Annotated in this window: 20 protein-coding genes and 1 tRNA gene; 3 read left to right on the top strand and 18 right to left on the bottom strand. The window is 74.0% G+C overall.

The window, feature by feature from the left end; genetic code table 11:
- Window positions 1-3: 3 nt before the first annotated feature.
- The 13 genes from ruvA to DQ237_RS16310 form a co-directional block, all read right to left on the bottom strand.
- Window positions 4-642 carry a Holliday junction branch migration protein RuvA gene (gene ruvA, locus DQ237_RS16370; protein WP_113801206.1) on the bottom strand — a complete coding sequence of 213 codons (639 nt, stop codon included), beginning with the start codon at window positions 640-642 and terminating at the stop codon, window positions 4-6.
- A complete protein-coding gene (ruvC, locus tag DQ237_RS16365; protein WP_113801205.1) occupies window positions 639-1,208 on the bottom strand; it encodes a crossover junction endodeoxyribonuclease RuvC in 570 nt (189 codons plus the stop codon). Before ruvC ends, ruvA begins: the two co-directional genes overlap by 4 nt.
- Window positions 1,209-1,285: 77 nt before the next feature.
- A complete protein-coding gene (locus DQ237_RS16360; RefSeq protein ID WP_113801204.1) occupies window positions 1,286-2,044 on the bottom strand; it encodes a YebC/PmpR family DNA-binding transcriptional regulator in 759 nt (252 codons plus the stop codon).
- Window positions 2,041-2,673, bottom strand: coding sequence for a pyridoxal 5'-phosphate synthase glutaminase subunit PdxT (pdxT, locus tag DQ237_RS16355; RefSeq protein ID WP_205730253.1), 633 nt, complete (start codon window positions 2,671-2,673; stop codon window positions 2,041-2,043). Before pdxT ends, DQ237_RS16360 begins: the two co-directional genes overlap by 4 nt.
- Window positions 2,670-3,572, bottom strand: coding sequence for a pyridoxal 5'-phosphate synthase lyase subunit PdxS (pdxS, locus tag DQ237_RS16350; RefSeq protein WP_205730252.1), 903 nt, complete (start codon window positions 3,570-3,572; stop codon window positions 2,670-2,672). The genes pdxT and pdxS overlap by 4 nt, the downstream gene beginning before the upstream one ends.
- A gap of 50 nt (window positions 3,573-3,622) precedes the next feature.
- Window positions 3,623-4,171: a hypothetical protein gene (locus DQ237_RS16345; RefSeq protein WP_113801203.1), complete on the bottom strand. Its 549-nt coding sequence runs from the start codon at window positions 4,169-4,171 to the stop codon at window positions 3,623-3,625.
- A gap of 11 nt (window positions 4,172-4,182) precedes the next feature.
- Window positions 4,183-5,394, bottom strand: a complete 1,212-nt coding sequence (locus DQ237_RS16340) for a glycosyltransferase family 4 protein (protein ID WP_113801202.1) — start codon at window positions 5,392-5,394, stop codon at window positions 4,183-4,185.
- Window positions 5,394-6,338, bottom strand: coding sequence for a phosphatidylinositol mannoside acyltransferase (locus DQ237_RS16335; RefSeq protein ID WP_113801201.1), 945 nt, complete (start codon window positions 6,336-6,338; stop codon window positions 5,394-5,396). Before DQ237_RS16335 ends, DQ237_RS16340 begins: the two co-directional genes overlap by 1 nt.
- Window positions 6,335-6,964: a phosphatidylinositol phosphate synthase gene (gene pgsA, locus DQ237_RS16330; protein ID WP_113801200.1), complete on the bottom strand. Its 630-nt coding sequence runs from the start codon at window positions 6,962-6,964 to the stop codon at window positions 6,335-6,337. Before pgsA ends, DQ237_RS16335 begins: the two co-directional genes overlap by 4 nt.
- Before the next feature lies 1 nt (window position 6,965).
- Window positions 6,966-7,529, bottom strand: coding sequence for an HIT domain-containing protein (locus DQ237_RS16325; protein WP_113801199.1), 564 nt, complete (start codon window positions 7,527-7,529; stop codon window positions 6,966-6,968).
- Window positions 7,526-9,598, bottom strand: coding sequence for a threonine--tRNA ligase (gene thrS / locus DQ237_RS16320; protein ID WP_113801198.1), 2,073 nt, complete (start codon window positions 9,596-9,598; stop codon window positions 7,526-7,528). Before thrS ends, DQ237_RS16325 begins: the two co-directional genes overlap by 4 nt.
- An 81-nt stretch (window positions 9,599-9,679) precedes the next feature.
- Window positions 9,680-10,789, bottom strand: a complete 1,110-nt coding sequence (locus DQ237_RS16315; RefSeq protein WP_113801197.1) for a CapA family protein — start codon at window positions 10,787-10,789, stop codon at window positions 9,680-9,682.
- A gap of 10 nt (window positions 10,790-10,799) precedes the next feature.
- On the bottom strand, window positions 10,800-11,360 hold the full coding sequence (locus DQ237_RS16310) for an MOSC N-terminal beta barrel domain-containing protein (protein ID WP_113801196.1): 561 nt from the start codon (window positions 11,358-11,360) through the stop codon (window positions 10,800-10,802).
- Between the two features lie 256 nt (window positions 11,361-11,616).
- Between DQ237_RS16310 and DQ237_RS16305 the strand changes: the two genes are divergently transcribed.
- Both DQ237_RS16305 and DQ237_RS16300 read left to right on the top strand, forming a co-directional pair.
- The gene (locus DQ237_RS16305) at window positions 11,617-12,849 is read left to right on the top strand and encodes an LLM class flavin-dependent oxidoreductase (RefSeq protein WP_113801195.1); all 1,233 of its coding nucleotides are present in this window, start codon (window positions 11,617-11,619) and stop codon (window positions 12,847-12,849) included.
- Complete coding sequence (locus tag DQ237_RS16300; RefSeq protein ID WP_113801266.1) at window positions 12,846-14,156, top strand: MFS transporter; 1,311 nt, start codon at window positions 12,846-12,848, stop codon at window positions 14,154-14,156. Before DQ237_RS16305 ends, DQ237_RS16300 begins: the two co-directional genes overlap by 4 nt.
- Window position 14,157: 1 nt before the next feature.
- Here the strand turns inward: DQ237_RS16300 and DQ237_RS16295 are convergent, their stop codons facing one another.
- A complete protein-coding gene (locus DQ237_RS16295) occupies window positions 14,158-14,556 on the bottom strand; it encodes an HNH endonuclease (RefSeq protein WP_113801194.1) in 399 nt (132 codons plus the stop codon).
- A 63-nt stretch (window positions 14,557-14,619) separates the two neighbouring features.
- Here DQ237_RS16295 and DQ237_RS16290 point away from each other — a divergent pair, with 63 nt between their 5' ends.
- Window positions 14,620-15,648: a DUF2804 family protein gene (locus DQ237_RS16290; protein ID WP_113801193.1), complete on the top strand. Its 1,029-nt coding sequence runs from the start codon at window positions 14,620-14,622 to the stop codon at window positions 15,646-15,648.
- A 61-nt stretch (window positions 15,649-15,709) separates the two neighbouring features.
- Here DQ237_RS16290 and DQ237_RS16285 read toward each other — a convergent pair.
- The 4 genes from DQ237_RS16285 to DQ237_RS16270 form a co-directional block, all read right to left on the bottom strand.
- A tRNA-Val gene (locus tag DQ237_RS16285) sits at window positions 15,710-15,781 on the bottom strand.
- Window positions 15,782-15,807: 26 nt separating this feature from the next.
- Window positions 15,808-16,206: a TIGR02611 family protein gene (locus DQ237_RS16280; RefSeq protein WP_113801192.1), complete on the bottom strand. Its 399-nt coding sequence runs from the start codon at window positions 16,204-16,206 to the stop codon at window positions 15,808-15,810.
- Window positions 16,207-16,298: 92 nt separating this feature from the next.
- Complete coding sequence (locus DQ237_RS16275) at window positions 16,299-17,084, bottom strand: anti-sigma factor domain-containing protein (RefSeq protein ID WP_113801191.1); 786 nt, start codon at window positions 17,082-17,084, stop codon at window positions 16,299-16,301.
- Window positions 17,081-17,728, bottom strand: coding sequence for a sigma-70 family RNA polymerase sigma factor (locus tag DQ237_RS16270; protein ID WP_240619687.1), 648 nt, complete (start codon window positions 17,726-17,728; stop codon window positions 17,081-17,083). The genes DQ237_RS16275 and DQ237_RS16270 overlap by 4 nt, the downstream gene beginning before the upstream one ends.
- Window positions 17,729-17,751 lie beyond the last annotated feature (23 nt).

Genomic DNA, 17,751 nt, shown 5'->3' with positions numbered 1-17,751 from the left:
CGCTCACGACCTACCCAGCAGCTGGAGCGCCTGGCGCAGCAGGACGGCCACCTCGACGCCTCCGGAGGCGAGGATCTGCTCGTCGGCGACCGGGGCCAGCTGGACCACGGCCCCCTCCGCCTCCTTCGCGCTCCAGCCGAGGCCGACCAGCGCGGAGGTGAGCTGGTCCCGCCACGGGGCGACCGGAGCGACGGCGGGCAGACCCGCGGGAGCCGGGGCGTCCAGCGACGTGTCGGTCGCCGTCGAGCCGAGCCGGTCGCGCAGCTCCAGCACCAGCCGCTCCGCGCCCTTCTTGCCGATGCCGGGCACCTGCATGAGCGCCTTCAGGTCGCCCATGATGACCGCGCGGCGGATCTCCCGCGGCGGGTGGATGGCCAGGATCGCCTGGGCCAGTCGCGGGCCGACGCCGTTGGCCGTCTGGAGCAGCTCGAACAGCTGGCGCTCGTCGTCGTCGGCGAAGCCGTAGAGCGTGAGCGAGTCCTCGCGCACGACGAGGCTGGTGGCCAGCCGTGCCTGCTCGCCCACCTGCAGCCGGGCGATGGTGCCGGGCGTGCACTGCACCGCCAGCCCCACCCCGCCGACCTCCACCACCGCGCCGTCCGGACCGACGGCGGCCACCCGGCCGTTGACCGAGGCGATCATCGGGCCGCCACCCCCTGCCAGCGCGGCAGGGTGCGCTGCACCACCGGGGCGCCGATGCCGCCGGCGAGCGCGGCCGAGCGCAGCCGCTGCTGGGCCGGGCCGCGCCAGGCATGGCACACCGCCAGCGCGAGGGCGTCCGCCGCGTCGGCGGGCTTGGGGGCGGTGGCGAGCCCGAGCACTCGGGTGACCATGAGGGTGACCTGCTCCTTGTCCGCGCGACCGTTGCCGGAGATGGCCGCCTTGACCTCGCTGGGCGTGTGCCAGGCGACCGGACGGTCTGCCTGGGCCGCGGCGAGCGCCGCGACACCGGCCGCCTGCGCCGTGCCCGTGGCGGTGCCCTTGTTGTTCTGCGTGAACACCCGCTCGATGGCGACGACGTCGGGCCGGTGCTCCCGCAGCAGCGCGGTCACCGCCGTGTGCAGCTCCAGCAGCCGGAGCTCCAGGTCCAGCTCCGCCATCGTGCGGACGACCCCCACGCCGATCGCCGTCGGCCGGGCGCCGGGACGTCCGTCGACCACCCCCCACCCGCACCGGGTGAGGCCCGGGTCGATGCCGAGCACCCGCATGGTCACGCTCCCGTCAGCCGAACGCCTGTTCGACCGAGGCTAACCGGAGGGAGGGACTCCTCCGCGTCGCAACACGCCTAGGCGTCGGCGGCGACCTTCTCCATGACGTCGTCGGGCACGTCGTAGTTCGCGTACACGTTCTGCACGTCGTCGAGGTCCTCCAGGGCGTCGATGAGCCGGAAGACCTTCGCCGCACCCTCCTCGTCCAGCTCGACCTGCACGCTGGGCAGGAAGCCCATGTCGGCCGAGTCGTAGTCGATGCCGGCGTCCTGCAGGGCCGTGCGCACGGCGACCAGGTCGGTGGGCTCGCACACCACCTCGAAGGTGTCCCCGAGGTCGCGGACCTCCTCGGCGCCGGCGTCGAGGACGGCCATCAGGACGTCGTCCTCGGTGTTGCCGGCCGCGGGCACCACGACGACGCCCTTGCGCGAGAACAGGTAGGACACCGAGCCCGGGTCGGCCATCGACCCGCCGTTGCGGGTCATCGCCGTCCGGACCTCCATGGCCGAGCGGTTCTTGTTGTCGGTGAGGCACTCGATGAGCACCGCGACACCGCCGGCCGCGTAGCCCTCGTAGGTGATGCCCTGGTAGTCGACGCCGCCGGCCTCGGCACCGGACCCACGCTTGACGGCGCGGTCGATGTTGTCGTTGGGGACGGAGCTCTTCTTCGCCTTCTGGATGGCGTCGTAGAGAGTCGGGTTGCCGGCGGGGTCGCCCCCGCCGGTGCGGGCCGCGACCTCGATGTTCTTGATCAGCTTGGCGAAGAGCTTGCCGCGCTTGGCATCGATGCCGGCCTTCTTGTGCTTGGTCGTCGCCCACTTGGAGTGGCCACTCACGACTGTCCCCTCTCGTGACGGCGCACGATGTCGACGAACAGCGCGTGCACCCGGCGGTCCCCGGTCAGTTCCGGGTGGAAGCTGGTGGCCACCACGTTTCCCTGGCGGACCGCGACGATCCTACCGTCGGCCGGTCCGCCCTCGACCCGGCCGAGCACCTGGACCCCCTCGCCGGCCTCCTCGACCCACGGGGCGCGGATGAAGACGGCGGGCATCGGCGGGCCGTCCAGCCCGGCGAACCGCACGGTCGACTCGAAGGAGTCGGCCTGCCGGCCGAACGCGTTGCGCCGCACCGTGACGTCGAGCCCGCCCACCGTGACCTGGTCCGGTGGGGCGTCGAGCAGCCGGTCGGCCAGCACGATCATCCCGGCGCAGCTGCCGTAGGCCGGCATCCCAGAGGTGACGGCGTCGCGCAGCGGCTCGAGCAGGCCGAACCGGGCGGCGAGCTTCCCGATGGTCGTCGACTCGCCGCCGGGCAGGACGATGCCGTCGACGGTCGCCAGCTCCTCCGGCCGGCGGACGGGGCGCGCGTCGGCGCCCTCGGCCCGCAATGCCGCCAGGTGCTCGCGGACGTCGCCCTGCAGCGCGAGCACTCCGACGACGGGGACCCCGACGACCGGCGCGCTCACCAGCCGCGGGTGGCGTAGCGCTCGCTGTCGGGCAGCGTCGCCACGTTGATGCCGACCATCGGCTCGCCGAGCCCGCGCGACACCTTGGCGATCACGTCGGGGTCGTCGAAGAACGTGGTGGCCTGGACGATCGCCGCCGCGCGCTGGGCCGGGTCGCCGGACTTGAAGATGCCCGAGCCGACGAAGACGCCCTCGGCGCCCAGCTGCATCATCATCGCGGCGTCGGCCGGGGTGGCCAGGCCGCCCGCGGTGAAGAGCACGACCGGCAGCTTGCCCGCCGCGGCGACCTCGCGGACCAGCTCCACCGGGGCGCGCAGCTCCTTGGCGGCGACGAACAGCTCGGTCTCGTCCAGCGTGGCCAGCCGCCGGATGCCGGCGCGGAGGGCCCGCATGTGCCGGGTGGCCTCCACGACGTTGCCGGTGCCGGCCTCGCCCTTGGAGCGGATCATCGCCGCGCCCTCGGAGATCCGGCGCAGCGCCTCCCCGAGGTCGGTGGCCCCGCAGACGAACGGCACCGTGAAGGCGCTCTTGTCGATGTGGTGCGCCTCGTCGGCGGGGGTGAGCACCTCGGACTCGTCGATGTAGTCCACACCCAGGGACTGCAGCACCTGCGCCTCGACGAAGTGGCCGATCCGCGCCTTGGCCATCACCGGGATCGAGACGGCGTCGATGATCCCCTGGATCATGTCCGGGTCGCTCATGCGCGCGATCCCACCCTGGGCCCGGATGTCGGCGGGCACCCGCTCGAGGGCCATCACGGCGACCGCGCCGGCGTCCTCGGCGATGCGCGCCTGCTCGGGCGTGACGACGTCCATGATCACGCCGCCCTTGAGCTGCTCGGCCATGCCGCGCTTCACGAGCTCAGTGCCGGTGCCGGACCGGTCGGGAGAGGGAGCCACGGTTTCCGCCTTCAGGTCGACAACGTCGGGCGGTCGCGACTCTACGGGCGTCAGCGGGCCGGTCGGCCCGCGGTGTCGGCGTCCTTGGTCACACTGCCGATGCGGTCGTCGATGTCGAAGTAGCGCGGCAGCGGCCGCGACCGGTGCAACCCGACCCAGCGGGGGAACCGCCGGCCGCGCAGCTCCCGGGTGTCGCGCACGGCGTCGTTGTAGAACCGCCGGGCCAGCGCGACCCGGGTCAGCGTCCCCGCCAGATCGGTCCGCAGCGGAGCCGGCACGCCGGGGAGGTCCGACGAGAGCCGGCGCAGCTCCTGGCCCAGCGCGTTCTCCGCCAGCTCGCGGTCCCCGCCGCGGGAGGCCCGGGCGTCCGCGGCGGCGGCCGCCAGCCGTTCCGCCGTCTCCTCGCCCAGCGCCGCCGGGTGGTTCCGGGCGAGCTCCTCGGCCAGGCCCGCCCGCCGGCGCAGCTGGGCGTCCAGGGCCGCCTCCGCCCGCTGCACCCGCACGGCCAGCCGACGCAACCGGGTCAGCGTCCAGCCGGCCCACACGAGGAGCAGCAGCAGGACGCCGGCGGCGATCAGCAACCACACCTCGGACGTCACGGTCGTCGAGGCTAGCGGTGCCCCCGCCGGATGCGGGGAGGTCGCGCCGCGGTCCCCGTCGGCGGCACACCGGGCACGTCGTCGTCCGGGCCGGCGGTGACCGTCCCACCGCCGGCCGGCAGGACCGTCTCGTAGACGGCGAGGATGCGCCGGGCGAGCAGCTGCCAGTCGTAGCGCGCGGCGACCGCCGACCCGCGGGCGGAGAGCTCGGCGCGCCGGACCGGGTCGGCGAGGAGGTCCGCCAGCGCCCGCCCGAGCTGCGCCGCGTCGTCCCGGCGCACCACCACCCCGGCCGCCCCGTCGTCGAGGACCGTGACGAAGGCGTCGAGGTCGCTGGCGACCACCGGCGCGCCGGCAGCCATCGCCTCGATGAGGATCACGCCGAAGGACTCGCCCAGCAGGTTCGGGGCGCAGTAGACGTCGATGCTGCGCAGCAGCGCCGCCTTCTCCGCTTCGGGCACCTCGCCGAGCAGCGTGACGTGCGCGCGGAGGTCCTCCCCCACCAGCGACCACAGCTGCTCGGCGTCGCCGCGGCCGGCGACGAGCAGGCGGGCGGTCGGATGCTCCCGGACGACGGTGCGCATGGCGCTCAGGAGGACCGGCAGCCCCTTGCGCGGCTCGTCGAAGCGACCCACGAAGCCGATGGTGGGTCCGTCGGCTCCCCGGGGACGACCGGTGAGGGTCGGGCCCTCGGCGAAGAAGCCGACGTGCACGCCGTTCGGGATGATCACCGCGTCGCCGCCCAGGTGCTCCACCTGGACGCGTCGCGCGAAGTCCGAGACGGCGATCCGCCCGGCGATGCGCTCCAACCAGGGCCGAGCGGCCGGACCGAGCACGACCAGCATCTTCGAGCGCGTGGTGGCCGTGTGGAAGGTGGCGACGATCGGCCCGCGGGCGATCATGCAGACGAGCAGCGACACCGACGGCGTCGACGGCTCGTGCACGTGCACGACGTCGAACCGCCCGTCCCGGAGCCAACGGCGCACCCGGGCGGCCGAGACCGGGCCGAACTGGATGCTGGCCATCGAGCCGTTGTACGGGACCGGCACCGTGCGACCGGCGAAGGTGATGTCGGGGTCGGTGATCGACTCCTCGCGTTCGGCCGGGGTCAGCACCTCGACGTGGTGCCCCATCCCGCGCAAGGTCTCGGCCAGGTCGCGCACGTGGTACTGGACGCCGCCGGGGACGTCCCACCGGTAGGGGCAGACCAGGCCGATGCGCATCAGCCGCGGCTCCGCTGCGGCGTCCGGGGGGCGTCGGCCGGCACGTCCGCCCAGATGCGGCCCAGCATGTGCCAGTCCTCGGGCCGCTCGGCGATCGAGGTCGTGAACGCGTCCGCGACCGCCTGCATCGCGGTGGGCACGGCGTCCCTGGGGTCGTCGGCTGCGGTCAGGGGAACCTCGGGGTGCACCTGCAGGTGCCACCCGCGCTCGGTGAACCGGCAGACCACCGGGTGCAGCGCGGCCCCGGTCTCCGCGGCCAGGAGCGCTGCACCGCCCGGCATCCGTGCCTCGCGTCCGAAGAACCGCACGGGCACACCGCCGGCGCCCAGGTTGCGGTCGACCAGCAGGCAGGCCGAGCCGCCGTCGGCCAGCCAGTCCCGCAGCACCTCGGAGCTCGGCCGGTCGCCACCGGTCAGGGGGACGACCCGCATGCCGAGCGTCTCGCGGTACTCCAGGAAACGGCGGTAGAGCGACTCGGGCCGCAGCCGCTCGGCGACGGTCATGAACGGGCCGCCGAGCCAGTTGATGAACCAGACGCCGGCGGCGTCCCAGTTGCCGCTGTGCGGGAGGGCCAGGATCACGCCCCGGCCGGCGGCGCGCGCCTCCTCCAGGTACTCGATCCCGGGCACGGTGGTGCCGGCGACGATCCGGTCGAGGCCGAGCGTCGGCAGCCGGAACGCCTCCTGCCAGTACCGGGCGTAGGACCGCATGGCACGCCGGGTCAGGTCGTCGAGCTCGGCCTCGGGGAGCGTGCCACCGGTGACGACGCGCAGGTTGGCCCGGAGCCGGCGCACGCCGGCCCCCTCGCGTCCCGCCGCCCAGTCACCCGCGCGGTCGAACAGGGTGCGTGCCGCGGGCTCGGGCAGCATGCGCACGGCGCGCCAGCCCGCCGCGTACCCGGAGTCGGCCACCCGGCCGAGCAGTCGCTCGCGGGCGCCGCTCACGGCGCCTCGACCACCGGGATGGGCCGGCCGCGCCCGGCCCGCCGCACGGCGAGGAAGCGCTGCGTCACCGTCACCGCGCTGCCGGCGAGCAGGATCCACAGGCAGACGTGCAGCGCGTACGGGATGCCCAGCCCGACGAACCCGGTGCCGACCAGCGCCAGGATCAGCCGCTCGGTGCGCTCGACCACGCCCACGTCGCAGGGGATGCCGACGCCCTCGGCCCGCGCCTTGATGTAGGAGGTCAGCAGCCCGAGCCCCGCACAGAGCAGGGCCAGGAGGACCAGCAGCCGGTTGTCGCCCTCCCCGGAGAACCACCAGACCAGCGCGCCGAAGATCGCGGCGTCGACGGCCCGGTCGCCGGTGGAGTCCAGCACCGCGCCGTAGAGGGAGCCGCCGCCGCGCGCTCGCGCCAGCGCCCCGTCGAGCATGTCCAGGAGGACGAAGACGGTGACGGTGAACGCGCCCCAGAACAGCACGCCGCGGCCGATCAGGCCCAGTGCACCGGCCAGCGCACCGAGCGTGCCCACCGCCGTCACGACGTCGGCGGTGATGCCGGTCCGGAGCAGCCCGCGCACGACCGGCTGCCAGAAGCGGGCGACCGCGGGCCTGAGGTTGGCGCCGAGCACGTCAGACCTCCGTCGCCGGGGCCACGGCGTGGTCGGCCCAGGCGGCGGCGAGCAGGTCGCGGGTCTCCCCCAGCACCTGCGGCAGGACGCGGGTGAGCCCGACGACCGGCATGAAGTTCGTGTCGCCGCCCCAGCGCGGCACCGCGTGCTGGTGCAGGTGGTCGGCGATGCCGGCACCGGCGACCGAGCCCTGGTTCATCCCGATGTTGAACCCGTGGGCTCCGGCGACCGCGCGGATCGTCCGCATCGCGGTCTGCGTGAAGGCGCCCAGCTCGGCGACCTCGGCGACCGTGAGGTCGGTGTAGTCGGGCACGTGCCGGTAGGGCACCAGCATGAGGTGCCCGGCGTTGTACGGGTACAGGTTGAGGACGGCGAAGACGGCCTCGCCGCGCGCCACGACCAGCCCGTCCTCGTCGCTCATCGTCGGGATGACGCAGAACGGGCAGTCGTGGGCGCCGGTGGGCTTGCCCTCCCCCCGGATGTAGGCCATGCGGTAGGGCGTCCACAGGTGCTCGAAGGCCTGGCCGGGGCTCTGCGCCACGGTCGGGCCGCCGTCGTCGCTCATCCCGCGTCCCCTGCGACGTTCTCCGCCGTCGGGTCGGCGTTGTTCCGGGCCGCCACCCAGCGCGCGATCTCCTCGACGGCCTCGTCGACCGGCACCCCGTTGCGCTGGCTGCCGTCGCGGAAGCGGAAGGACACCGCACCGGCCTCGGCGTCGGTGGCCCCGGCGATGAGCACGAACGGCACCTTCTGCTTGCTGGCGGTGCGGATCTTCTTCTGCATGCGGTCGTCGGAGTCGTCCAGCTCGAACCGCAGCCCGCGCGCCTCGAGCTTCAGGGCGACGTCGCGCAGGTAGGGCACCTGGTCGTCGGTGATCGGGATGCCGACGACCTGGACCGGAGCGAGCCAGGCCGGGAAGGCACCCGCGTAGTGCTCGGTGAGGACGCCGAAGAAGCGTTCGATCGAGCCGAACAGCGCGCGGTGCAGCATCACCGGCCGCTGCCGGGACCCGTCGGCCGCGGTGTACTCCAGCCCGAACCGCTCGGGCAGGTTGAAGTCGACCTGGATGGTCGACATCTGCCACGTGCGGCCGATCGCGTCCTTCGCCTGGACGGAGATCTTGGGGCCGTAGAAGGCGGCGCCGCCGGGGTCGGGGACCAGCTCGAGGCCGGAGTCCATCGCAGCCTGGCGCAGCGCCTCGGTGGCCCGCTCCCAGCCCTCGTCGGTGCCGACCGACTTCTCCGGGTTCCGGGTGGACAGCTCCAGGTAGAAGTCGCGCAGCCCGTAGTCGGCCAGCAGCCCGAGCACGAAGTCGAGCAGCCCGCGCAGCTCCCCGGCCATCTGCTCCGGGGTGCAGTAGATGTGCGCGTCGTCCTGGGTGAAGCCCCGTGCACGGGTCAGGCCGTGCACGACGCCGGACTTCTCGTAGCGGTAGACGGTGCCGAACTCGAACAGCCGCAGCGGCAGCTCGCGGTAGGACCGGCCGCGGGAGGCGAAGACCAGGTTGTGCATCGGGCAGTTCATCGGCTTGAGGTAGTAGTCCTGCCCCTGCCGGCGGACGTTGCCCTCGGCGTCGCGCTCCTCGTCCAGCTGCATCGCCGGGTACATGCCCTCGGCGTACCAGTCGAGGTGACCGGAGACCTCGAAGAGGTGCCCCTTGGTGATGTGCGGGGTGTTGACGAAGGAGTAGCCGGCCTCCTCGTGGCGGCGCTGGCTGTACTTCTCCAGCTCGCGCCGGATGATGCCGCCCTTCGGGTGGAACACCGCCAGCCCCGAGCCCACCTCGTCGGGGAAGCTGAACAGGTCCAGCTCGGCGCCCAGGCGCCGGTGGTCGCGGCGCTCGGCCTCGGCCACCTGCTCCAGGTGGGCCTTGAGCGCGTCCTTGCTCTCCCACGCGGTGCCGTAGATGCGCTGCAGCTGCGGGTTCTTCTCGCTCCCCCGCCAGTACGCGGCCGCGCTGCGGGTGAGGCCGAAGGCCGGGATGGCGTTGGTGCGCGGCAGGTGCGGGCCTCGGCACAGGTCGGTCCAGACCCGCTCGCCGGTGCGCGCGTCGAGGTTGTCGTACATGGTCAGCTGCGCGCCGCCGACCTCCACGTCGGCGCCCTCGGCGTCACCTGCACCGCCCTTGAGGCCGATCAGCTCCAGCTTGTAGGGCTCGGAGGCCAGCTCGGCCTGCGCGTCGGCGTCGCTGATCTCCCGCCGGGAGAAGTTCTGCCCCGCACGGACGATCTCGGTCATCTTCTTCTCGAGGGCCGCCAGGTCCTCGGGCGTGAAAGGCCGCTCCGGGTCGAAGTCGTAGTAGAAACCGTTCTCCACCGGCGGTCCGATGCCGAGCCGGGTGCCCGGGAAGAGCTCCTGGACCGCCTGTGCGAGCACGTGCGCGGTCGAGTGGCGGATGACCGCGCGTCCGTCGGCGCTCGAGGCCGGGACGGGCTCCACCTCGGCGTCGGACTCCGGCGCCCAGGCCAGGTCCTTGAGCTCACCGGTCACCAGGTCGCGGACGACGACGGCGCCGTCGGGACCCTTGAGCGGGACCCCCGCGTCCTTGAGCGCCTGCATCGCCGTCGTCCCGGCCGGCACCCGGATCGAGCTGGACGCCCCAGGCTGGCGTGACGACGAGGGCGGGGTGGACACACGTACTCCCAGGGGTCGGCGCGACGGTTCGATCACCGGACGAGGCCGGTCACCGGCCCTGAGCCTAGTGCGCCGCCCGGTTCACCCCGGGACGATGCCCAACCCGGCGGCGACGGCGCCGCGCCGGTCCAGGACGGCGGCGATCCGGGCTGAGCTCGCGGGGTCGGCCGGGACCACGCGCACGGAGCCGGTCCCGATCTCGATCCGCAGCGGCACCGCCTCGGCCCGCGTCACGGCGAAGCGTCCGTCGTCCCCGCGGGTGAAGGTGAACCGCGCGGCGACCGAGTCCTCGGTCGGGTGTCCGCGCGTCTCGTGCTCGGCCAGGTGGTTGCCCAGGCCGTAGGCCACCCACTTCCCACCGATCTGCTCGAAGGGCTGGACGACGTGCGCGTGGTGGCCGAGCACCAGGTCGACGTCGGGCGAGGCGAGCAGCGCACGGACCGCGGCCACCTGCGCCGGCGTCGGGTCCTCGTCGTACTCCCGGCAGCAGTGCAGGCTGGCGACGACGATCTCCGCCCCCGCGGCCCGCGCCGCCGCGGCCTGCGCCAGCATCCCGTCCACGTCGGGAACGGCCGCGACGTCCACCGCCCAGTCCCTGCCCGCGGGAAGCGGCACCCCGTTGAGGCCGAAGGTCGCCGCGACGTGCCCCACCGCCACCCCGTGGACGTCGACGAGCGTCGGGCTCTCGGCCTCGCTGCGATGGGTCCCGGTGTGCGCGACACCGGCCTCGTCCAGGGTGTCGAGGGTGCGCGTCAACCCCTCGAACCCGGCGTCCAGCGAGTGGTTGGACGCGGTGGAGCACAGGTCGTAGCCGGCCCCGGCCAGCGCACCGACGATCTCCGGCTGGACCGCGAAGCTGGGATAGCCGCGGTAGGGGCCACCCTCGGGTGCCACCGGCGTCTCCAGGTGGCAGATCGCCAGGTCGGCGCCGGAGACCAGCCCGGCCACGGGGGCGAACACCTGGCCGAAGTCGTAGGAGCCGTCCGCCTGCCGCGCACCCGTGGTGAGCGCCCGGCCCTGGTGCACGAGCACGTCACCGGTGGCCAGGATCGTCAGGCTCTCCGGCTCGGGGGGCGCGGGCGCGCTCGCCCGCGGATCGGGCGCGAGGGCCGGGTTCTCCGCCGTCCCGGCCTCGGGACCGCAGCCGCAGAGCAGGACTCCGGCCGCGACGGCGGCCACCCAGCGGCGCATGCCGCGCAGGCTAGAGCAGGACGGCGTCCCCGACGGTGATCTCGCCGGGGCGGCGCACCTCGGCGTACACCCCGAGGCAGTGCTTCGGCGTGCGGGTCACGTGCAGCTCGACCGCGCCGATGCGGACGGTGCGGCCCACCCAGTCCCGCTCGTCCCCGTCGGGGAGGTCGAGCAGGACGTTGGCGCGCGGGTCGTCCGCGGAGCACCCCTCGGGGACGTCGCCCGACTCCGCCCGGTCGATCGCCTGCCGGGAGACCAGGTGCACGGCGGCGGCGTCGACCTGCGGCCCGGCATCCCCGGTCGCGAGGCGCACCGGCCGGCCCAGCACCTCGGTGAGGGTGATCGTGTCGGCCTCGGTGTCCCCGGTGGCCACCACCTGCCGCAGCTCCGGCGCGGTCTTCACCGGAACGCGCTCGCCGGTGTCGGCGTCGACCACCGCGTAGGCACGATCACCGCGCAACCCGGCCGGGTCCACGAGCGCCGCCGGGACGCTGCGCCCGGCCAGGGACTTCACCGGGTACACCGAGATCGACGCGACCGTGCCGACGGCGCGCCCTGCTCCCTCGCTCATCCCCGACACGCTACGCGGACGTGGGACGGCGAATTTGACATCAAACCGATCGGCTTACGAGACTCGCGCCATGACGGGAGACCGGGGAGTCGGCGGAATGCTGACCCGACGCCGGCACGTCGACCTGCTCCGGGTCGACAGCGCGGCCTGTCCGCGCCTCCGCATCGTCCGTCGCTGAGGCGGCCGGTGCGGCTCGCCGCCCCCACTCCTCCGGCACGCCCACGCCGCGCGCCGGGATCCCACGTCTGGACTCGTCATGACCCGCGTTCCCACCCTGCCCGCACCCACCGACCCGTTCGCCGTCGCGCCGCTTCCCGGTGGCGGCCGCCGTCCCCTCACCGCGCACTGGTTCCTGCCCACCTACGGCGACTCCCGGGGCCTCGTCGGCGGCGGCCACGGCATGGCGGCCTCGGCCGCCGGCGCCGCACGCCCCGCGACCCTGCACTACCTCACCCAGGTGGTGCAGGCGGCCGAGTCGGTCGGCTTCGAGGCCGCCCTGACCCCGGCCGGGCTCTGGTGCGAGGACGCCTGGCTCACCACCGCGATGCTGGCGGGGCGGACCGAGCGGCTGAAGTTCCTCGTCGCCTTCCGTCCGGGACTGCTCTCCCCCACCCTCGCCGCGCAGATGGCCACCACCTTCCAGCGCCACTCCGACGGGCGGCTGCTGCTGAACGTGGTGACCGGCGGCGAGCCCGCCGAGCAGCGGGCCTACGGCGACTTCCTCGGCAAGGACGACCGCTACCGCCGCGCCGGCGAGTTCCTCGAGGTGGTCCGCCGGCTGTGGCGCGGCGAGACCGTCGACCTCGCCGGCGAGCACGTGCGGGTGGAGCAGGCCCGGCTGGAGTCGGTCCCCGATCCGATCCCCCCGGTCTACTTCGCCGGTTCGTCCCCCGTCGCCGGGCAGATCGCCGTCGAGCACAGCGACGTCTACCTGACCTGGGGCGAGCCGCCCCGGCAGGTGGCCGAGAAGATCGAGTGGATCCGCGGCCTGGCCGCTGCCCGCGGGCGCAGCGTGCGCTTCGGCGTCCGGCTGCACGTCATCGCGCGCGACACCGCGGACGCCGCGTGGGCGCAGGCCGAGGCGCTGCTGGCCGGCATCCCCGACGGGATGATCGAGAAGGTGCAGGCCAACCTGGCGCGCAGCGAGTCCGAGGGTCAGCGGCGGATGCGCGCGCTGCACTCCGGGGGCACGTCGCGGGCGGCCGACCTGGAGGTGTCGCCGAACCTGTGGGCCGGCGTCGGCCTGGTCCGCGGCGGCGCCGGGACCGCCCTGGTCGGCAGCCACACCGAGGTGGCCGACCGGATCGCCGAGTACCACTCCCTCGGCATCGACGAGTTCATCCTCTCCGGTCATCCGCACCTGGAGGAGGCCTACTGGGTCGGGGAGGGTGTGCTGCCCGAGCTCGGCCGGCGGGGCCTGTGGACGCCGCCCGCCGGCTCGCCCGCCGCCTCCGCACCGACCGCCTCGATCCCCTTCGCCGGCCGATGACTGCCACCGCGCTCGCCCCCGAGCCCCAGGTCGAGGCGGAGCCCAGCTCCCGCACGGTGCTGGTCGCCAGCCTGATCGGCACGACGATCGAGTGGTACGACTTCTTCCTGTTCGCCACGGCCGCCGGGATCGTGTTCCCGACCGTCTTCTACGGCGACGGCGACCCGACGGTGGCGACGCTGCTGTCGTTCGCCACGTTCGCCGTCGGCTTCCTCGCCCGCCCCCTGGGCGGCCTCGTGTTCGGGCACATCGGCGACCGGGTCGGCCGGCGCACGACGCTGATCGTGACCATGGCGCTGACCGGCGTCTCGACCGCGCTGATCGGCCTGCTGCCCTCCCCCGACTCCATCGGCGTGCTGGCCCCGGTCCTGCTGGTGCTGCTGCGGATCCTCCAGGGGATCGCCGTCGGCGGGGAGTGGGGCGGGGCGGTGCTGCTCGCCGTCGAGTACGCACCACCCGGTCGACGGGGGCTGTACGGCGCGATGCCGCAGGTCGGGCTCGGCCTGGGCCTGGCCCTGGGCACCGGCGCCTTCGCGCTGCTCGGCTCGGTGATGGACGACGACGCGTTCACCGGCTGGGGCTGGCGGATCGCGTTCGTGTCCAGCCTGGTGCTGGTGCTGGTGGGCCTGGTCGTCCGGCTCAAGGTCCTGGAGACGCCGGCCTTCCGGCAGGTCCAGGAGCGGGCCGAGGTCGCCCGCGTCCCCGCCGTCGAGGTCTTCCGCGACGAGCGGTCGCGGCGGAACCTCGGCTGGGCGCTGCTGGCCCGCTGGGCGGAGGGCGCCTCCTTCAACACCTGGGCCGTCTTCGTGCTGACCTACACCGTCACCACCATCGGCATGGACCGCACCGGCGTGCTGGTGGCGGTGACCGTCGCCGCGCTGGTGGAGGCGGCCGTCGTCCCGCTGGCCGGGGCACTCGGCGACCGGATCGGCCGTGGTCGGGTCTTCGCCCTCGGCTGCGGACTCCTGGCGCTCGGGGTCTTCCCGGCGTTCGCCCTGCTCGGGTCGGGACAGGTCGTGGTGGTCGGCGTCGTCCTCGTCGCCATGCTGGGCGTGAGCTACGGGCTGACCAGCGGCGCGGAGTCCACCCTGTTCGCCGAGGTCTTCCCGACGCGGACCCGGTACACGGGCATGTCGCTGGCCTTCCAGGGCGGCGGGATCTACGCGAGCGGCTTCACCCCGCTGATCATGACCGCGCTGCTGGCCACCACCGGTGGCTCGCCGTGGCTCGCGGCCTCCTACCTCCTGGTCGCCGCACTGGTCAGCGGGTTCGCCGCACTCCGGGCCCGCCCGCTCGAGCAGCTCTGACTCACCCCACCTGCCCGGCTGCGCCGTCCGTCCGGCGGCGCAGCCGGCGCAGTTGCGCGTCCAGGTAGGGCCGGGCGCGGCGCTGGCCACCGAGGGCCCCGATGGCCTCGGCCAGGGCGGCGAGCGCGCGGCCCAGCCGCGCCTCGTCGGCCGGCCATCCGCGGCGCAGGCACTCCTCGAGCCACTCCACCGGCGTCCGGTGCCCTCGTTCGGCGTTGCACCGGCGGCAGGCCGCGACCTCGTTCTCCAGCCACGAGGGGCCGCCCTTGACGCGCGGGACGACGTGCTCCGTGGTCGGCCGCACCAGCCCGGCGAAGACGCGGCCGCACCAGATGCACGTCGGGCCGTCGCGCTCCAGCACCAGCTCGAGACGGTTCGCGCGGTCCGGTCGGGCGCCCATCTCTCCCATGGTCCCCCGGCGCGGCCCCGGGCGAGCGATCTTGGTCTCACTACGCTGCCGCGCATGACGACCCCTCCGCGCCTGGTCGAGTCCGGCAGCCGCCACCACGGCTGGTTCGACGCCCGCCCCTCCGACGTCAACCCGGCCGACGAGTTCTCCGGCCTGCGCCGCCGCTGGCACGACTTCCGGACCAAGGAGTGGGTGGGCTTCACGCTGGTCCACCCCGAGCTGTACGGGGCGATGATCATCCAGGACGCGAAGTACCTCTCCTCCTCCGAGTTCTACGTCCGCGACCGGGCCAGCGGGCGGCTGACCGAGTTCGCGGCCACCGCGCGCGGCGGGTTCGCCCAGCTGCCGCGGATTCTGCTCGAGGGCGGGCACTGCGAGTTCGTGAAGCCCGGCTACGCCGTGCGGTACGACTTCGACGACGCCGGCGGCAGCCACAGGGTCCGGTTCGAGCTCGCCGCCACCGCGTCGAGCGAGGCGGTCTCGGGAGAACTCCTGCTCGACGTCCGGCAGGCCTCCCCCGCGCTGTCGATGAGCGCCCGGATGCCGCGCCGCAGCACCCTCTACACCCACAAGCGGATCTTCCCGGCCTCCGGGCACGTCACGGTGGGTTCGCGGACCTACGGCTTCCACGCCGCCGAGCACCTGGTGATCATCGACGAGCACCGCTCGCAGCTCGCCTACCGCACCGAGTGGACGTGGGGCACCTTCGCGGTACGCCTGCCCGACGGCGTGGTGGGCGCGAACTTCGCCACCCGCCCCCAGCTCCCGGACGAGTTCGAGGAGTCCGGCGTCTGGACGCCGGAGGCCGCCGAGCCGCTGCACGGGATCCGGTTCACCCCCGATCCGGGAGACCGGCCGGCCGATCTGCAGGCCCCGGTCACCGTGGTCGACGCCGACGGGCGGCTGGACCTGGTCTTCACGCCGGACGGGCACAAGGCGGTGCGCCACCAGCTCGTCGTGGCCGCCATCCGCTACGCCCAGATGTACGGCAGCTACTCGGGCACGATCCGCGCGCGGGACGGGCGCGAATGGGCCATCGAGGGCGTGCCGGGAGTGCTGGAGCGCATGGACGCCCGCATGTGAGTGCGTGCTCCCCCGACAGCGAAGGCCCGGCCCGCAGCTGCGGACCGGGCCTTCGCGACGGTGGGCGATACTGGGTTCGAACCAGTGACCTCTTCGGTGTGAACGAAGCGCTCTACCACTGAGCCAATCGCCCGTTGCGCGTCTGATTGTGCCAGACGCTCATCGCCAGAGCGGCACCCACCCCGGTACCCAGTCGGGAACCCCCGTGACGTGCAGGGTGACGACCAGGACGCCGTAGACGAAGGCCGCCGTCGCGGCCGCGATGAGCAGCCGGACCCACACCGGCTGCGCGGTCACCCAGTCGGTCCAGCGCTTCACGTGGGCCTTGGTGAACTCCAGCAGCCGCTCGGCCCAGGTGAACTCGGTGGCCAGCACGAAGAGCCCGGCGATCACCGTGAGCCAGCCCGGGCCCGGCAGCGGGATGGTGACCAGCCCGACCGCGACGATCAGCCCACCCACGATCCCCACGCCGACCCGGTAGCCGTGGTTGATGCTGCGACTGGCCGCCAGCCGGCGCCGCCAGCGGGCCTCGGCGACCCGCTCGCGCAGGCTGTGCACCTCGTCCGCGTCGTACCGCGCGCGTCGTTCGTCGGCGGACTCCGCGCGCGCCCGTGCCCGAGCGGTGGTAGGAGTCGTCGTGTCTGGTCCGCTCAGCTGGTCACCTGCCCGGTCGCGACGACGTCCGTCGGTGCCGACGGAGCCTGTCGACCGGGCTCGATGCTGATGCCGTATCCGGGGAAGTCGTCGAGTCCGGTCCCTCCGGAGCCTACGGTCTGCACGGCGATCTGTGACCGCACGACGTCGAACGTGCCCAGCGCCACGGGGGCGCCGTCGCCGAGCCCCCACAGGACGTAGGTCTGCGCGGAGACGTCGTTGCGCGAGAGCCCGTCGGAGACCACCTGGACGACGTCGTCACGGGCGACGACGGTCGCGACGTCGCGCTCCCCCGTCGTCAGCGGGATGACGGTCGCCTCCCCCGGCTTGGTGAGCTCGCTCAGCACGGCCTGCTGCGCGGCCAGGTCGGACCGCAGGTCGTCGCGGGACTGGCTCAGCACCGCGGCCCACGTACCGAGTCCCACGACCGCGGCGACGGCGGCGGCCACCAGGGACCGGGTGAGCAGCCGCGTGCGGCCGGCCGGACGGGGGACCCGCGTGGCCTGCACGGGGAGCGCGACCGGTCGCGGCTCCGCCGTCGGTGCGGGCAGCTGCTCGGTCGACTCGACCGCCGCGCGCAACCGCGAGCGGAGCTCCGGGGAGGGCTCGGCCGACGGCAGGTCGCGAGCCATCGCCGCCATCACCTCGGAGGTCTCGGTCACCGTGCGCGCGCACCGGTCGCAGCCGGCCAGGTGCCGGGCGAAATCCGCCTCGTCGTCGGGCTCGAGCGCGTGCAGTGCCCAGCCGACGGCGAGCTCGTCGTAGGAGTGCTCCCCGGTCATCGTGCCGTCCCGTCCAGGGGGGCGCTGCCGTCGAGCGCGCTCTCGCCCTGCGCCGACAGACCTCCCAGCTCCGTCTTCAACCGGCGCATCCCGGCGAGCATGCGGGTCTTGACCGTCCCGAGAGGCGTATCGGTCAGCGCGGCCACCTCCCGCTGCGTGTATCCGCCGTAGTAGGCCAGGGTCAGCGCCTCGCGCTGCGCGGTGGGCAGCACACCGAGGGCCGACCGCACCTGGTCGGCCACCACCCGCGACCAGGCGTCGTCCTCGACGTCCCGCGCGGCGACGGGCGCGTCCAGCACCGCCTCGTCCTCCGCGCGGGCCTGGCGCCGGCGCTGCGACTCCTCGCGCCGCACGGCGTCCACGGCCTTGTGGTGCACCACGGCCAGGAGCCACGAGGAGAAGCTCCCCCGGGCGCCGTCGTAGGCGTGCGGGTCGCGCCACACGCCGAGGAAGACGTCCTGCAGCACGTCCTCGGCCAGGCCGTCGTCGGCGAGGATCCGGCGGGCGAGCGCGAAGGCGGGCCGGCGGAAGCGCTCGTACAGGTCGTCGACGGCGTCGCGGTCACCCGCACGGATGCGCCGGAGGATCTCGAGGTCCCCAGCGCCGTCCTCCTGTCGGCGCACCGGTCGACTCACGATTCCCATGGTCACACGGGGCGTTCGCAAGC

Source organism: Blastococcus sp. TF02-8, assembly GCF_003319175.1.
In the GTDB taxonomy this organism is placed as follows: Bacteria; Actinomycetota; Actinomycetes; order Mycobacteriales; family Geodermatophilaceae; genus Blastococcus.
Note: the sequence above shows the minus strand (reverse complement) of the source record. Positions and strands in the feature narration are given on the sequence as shown.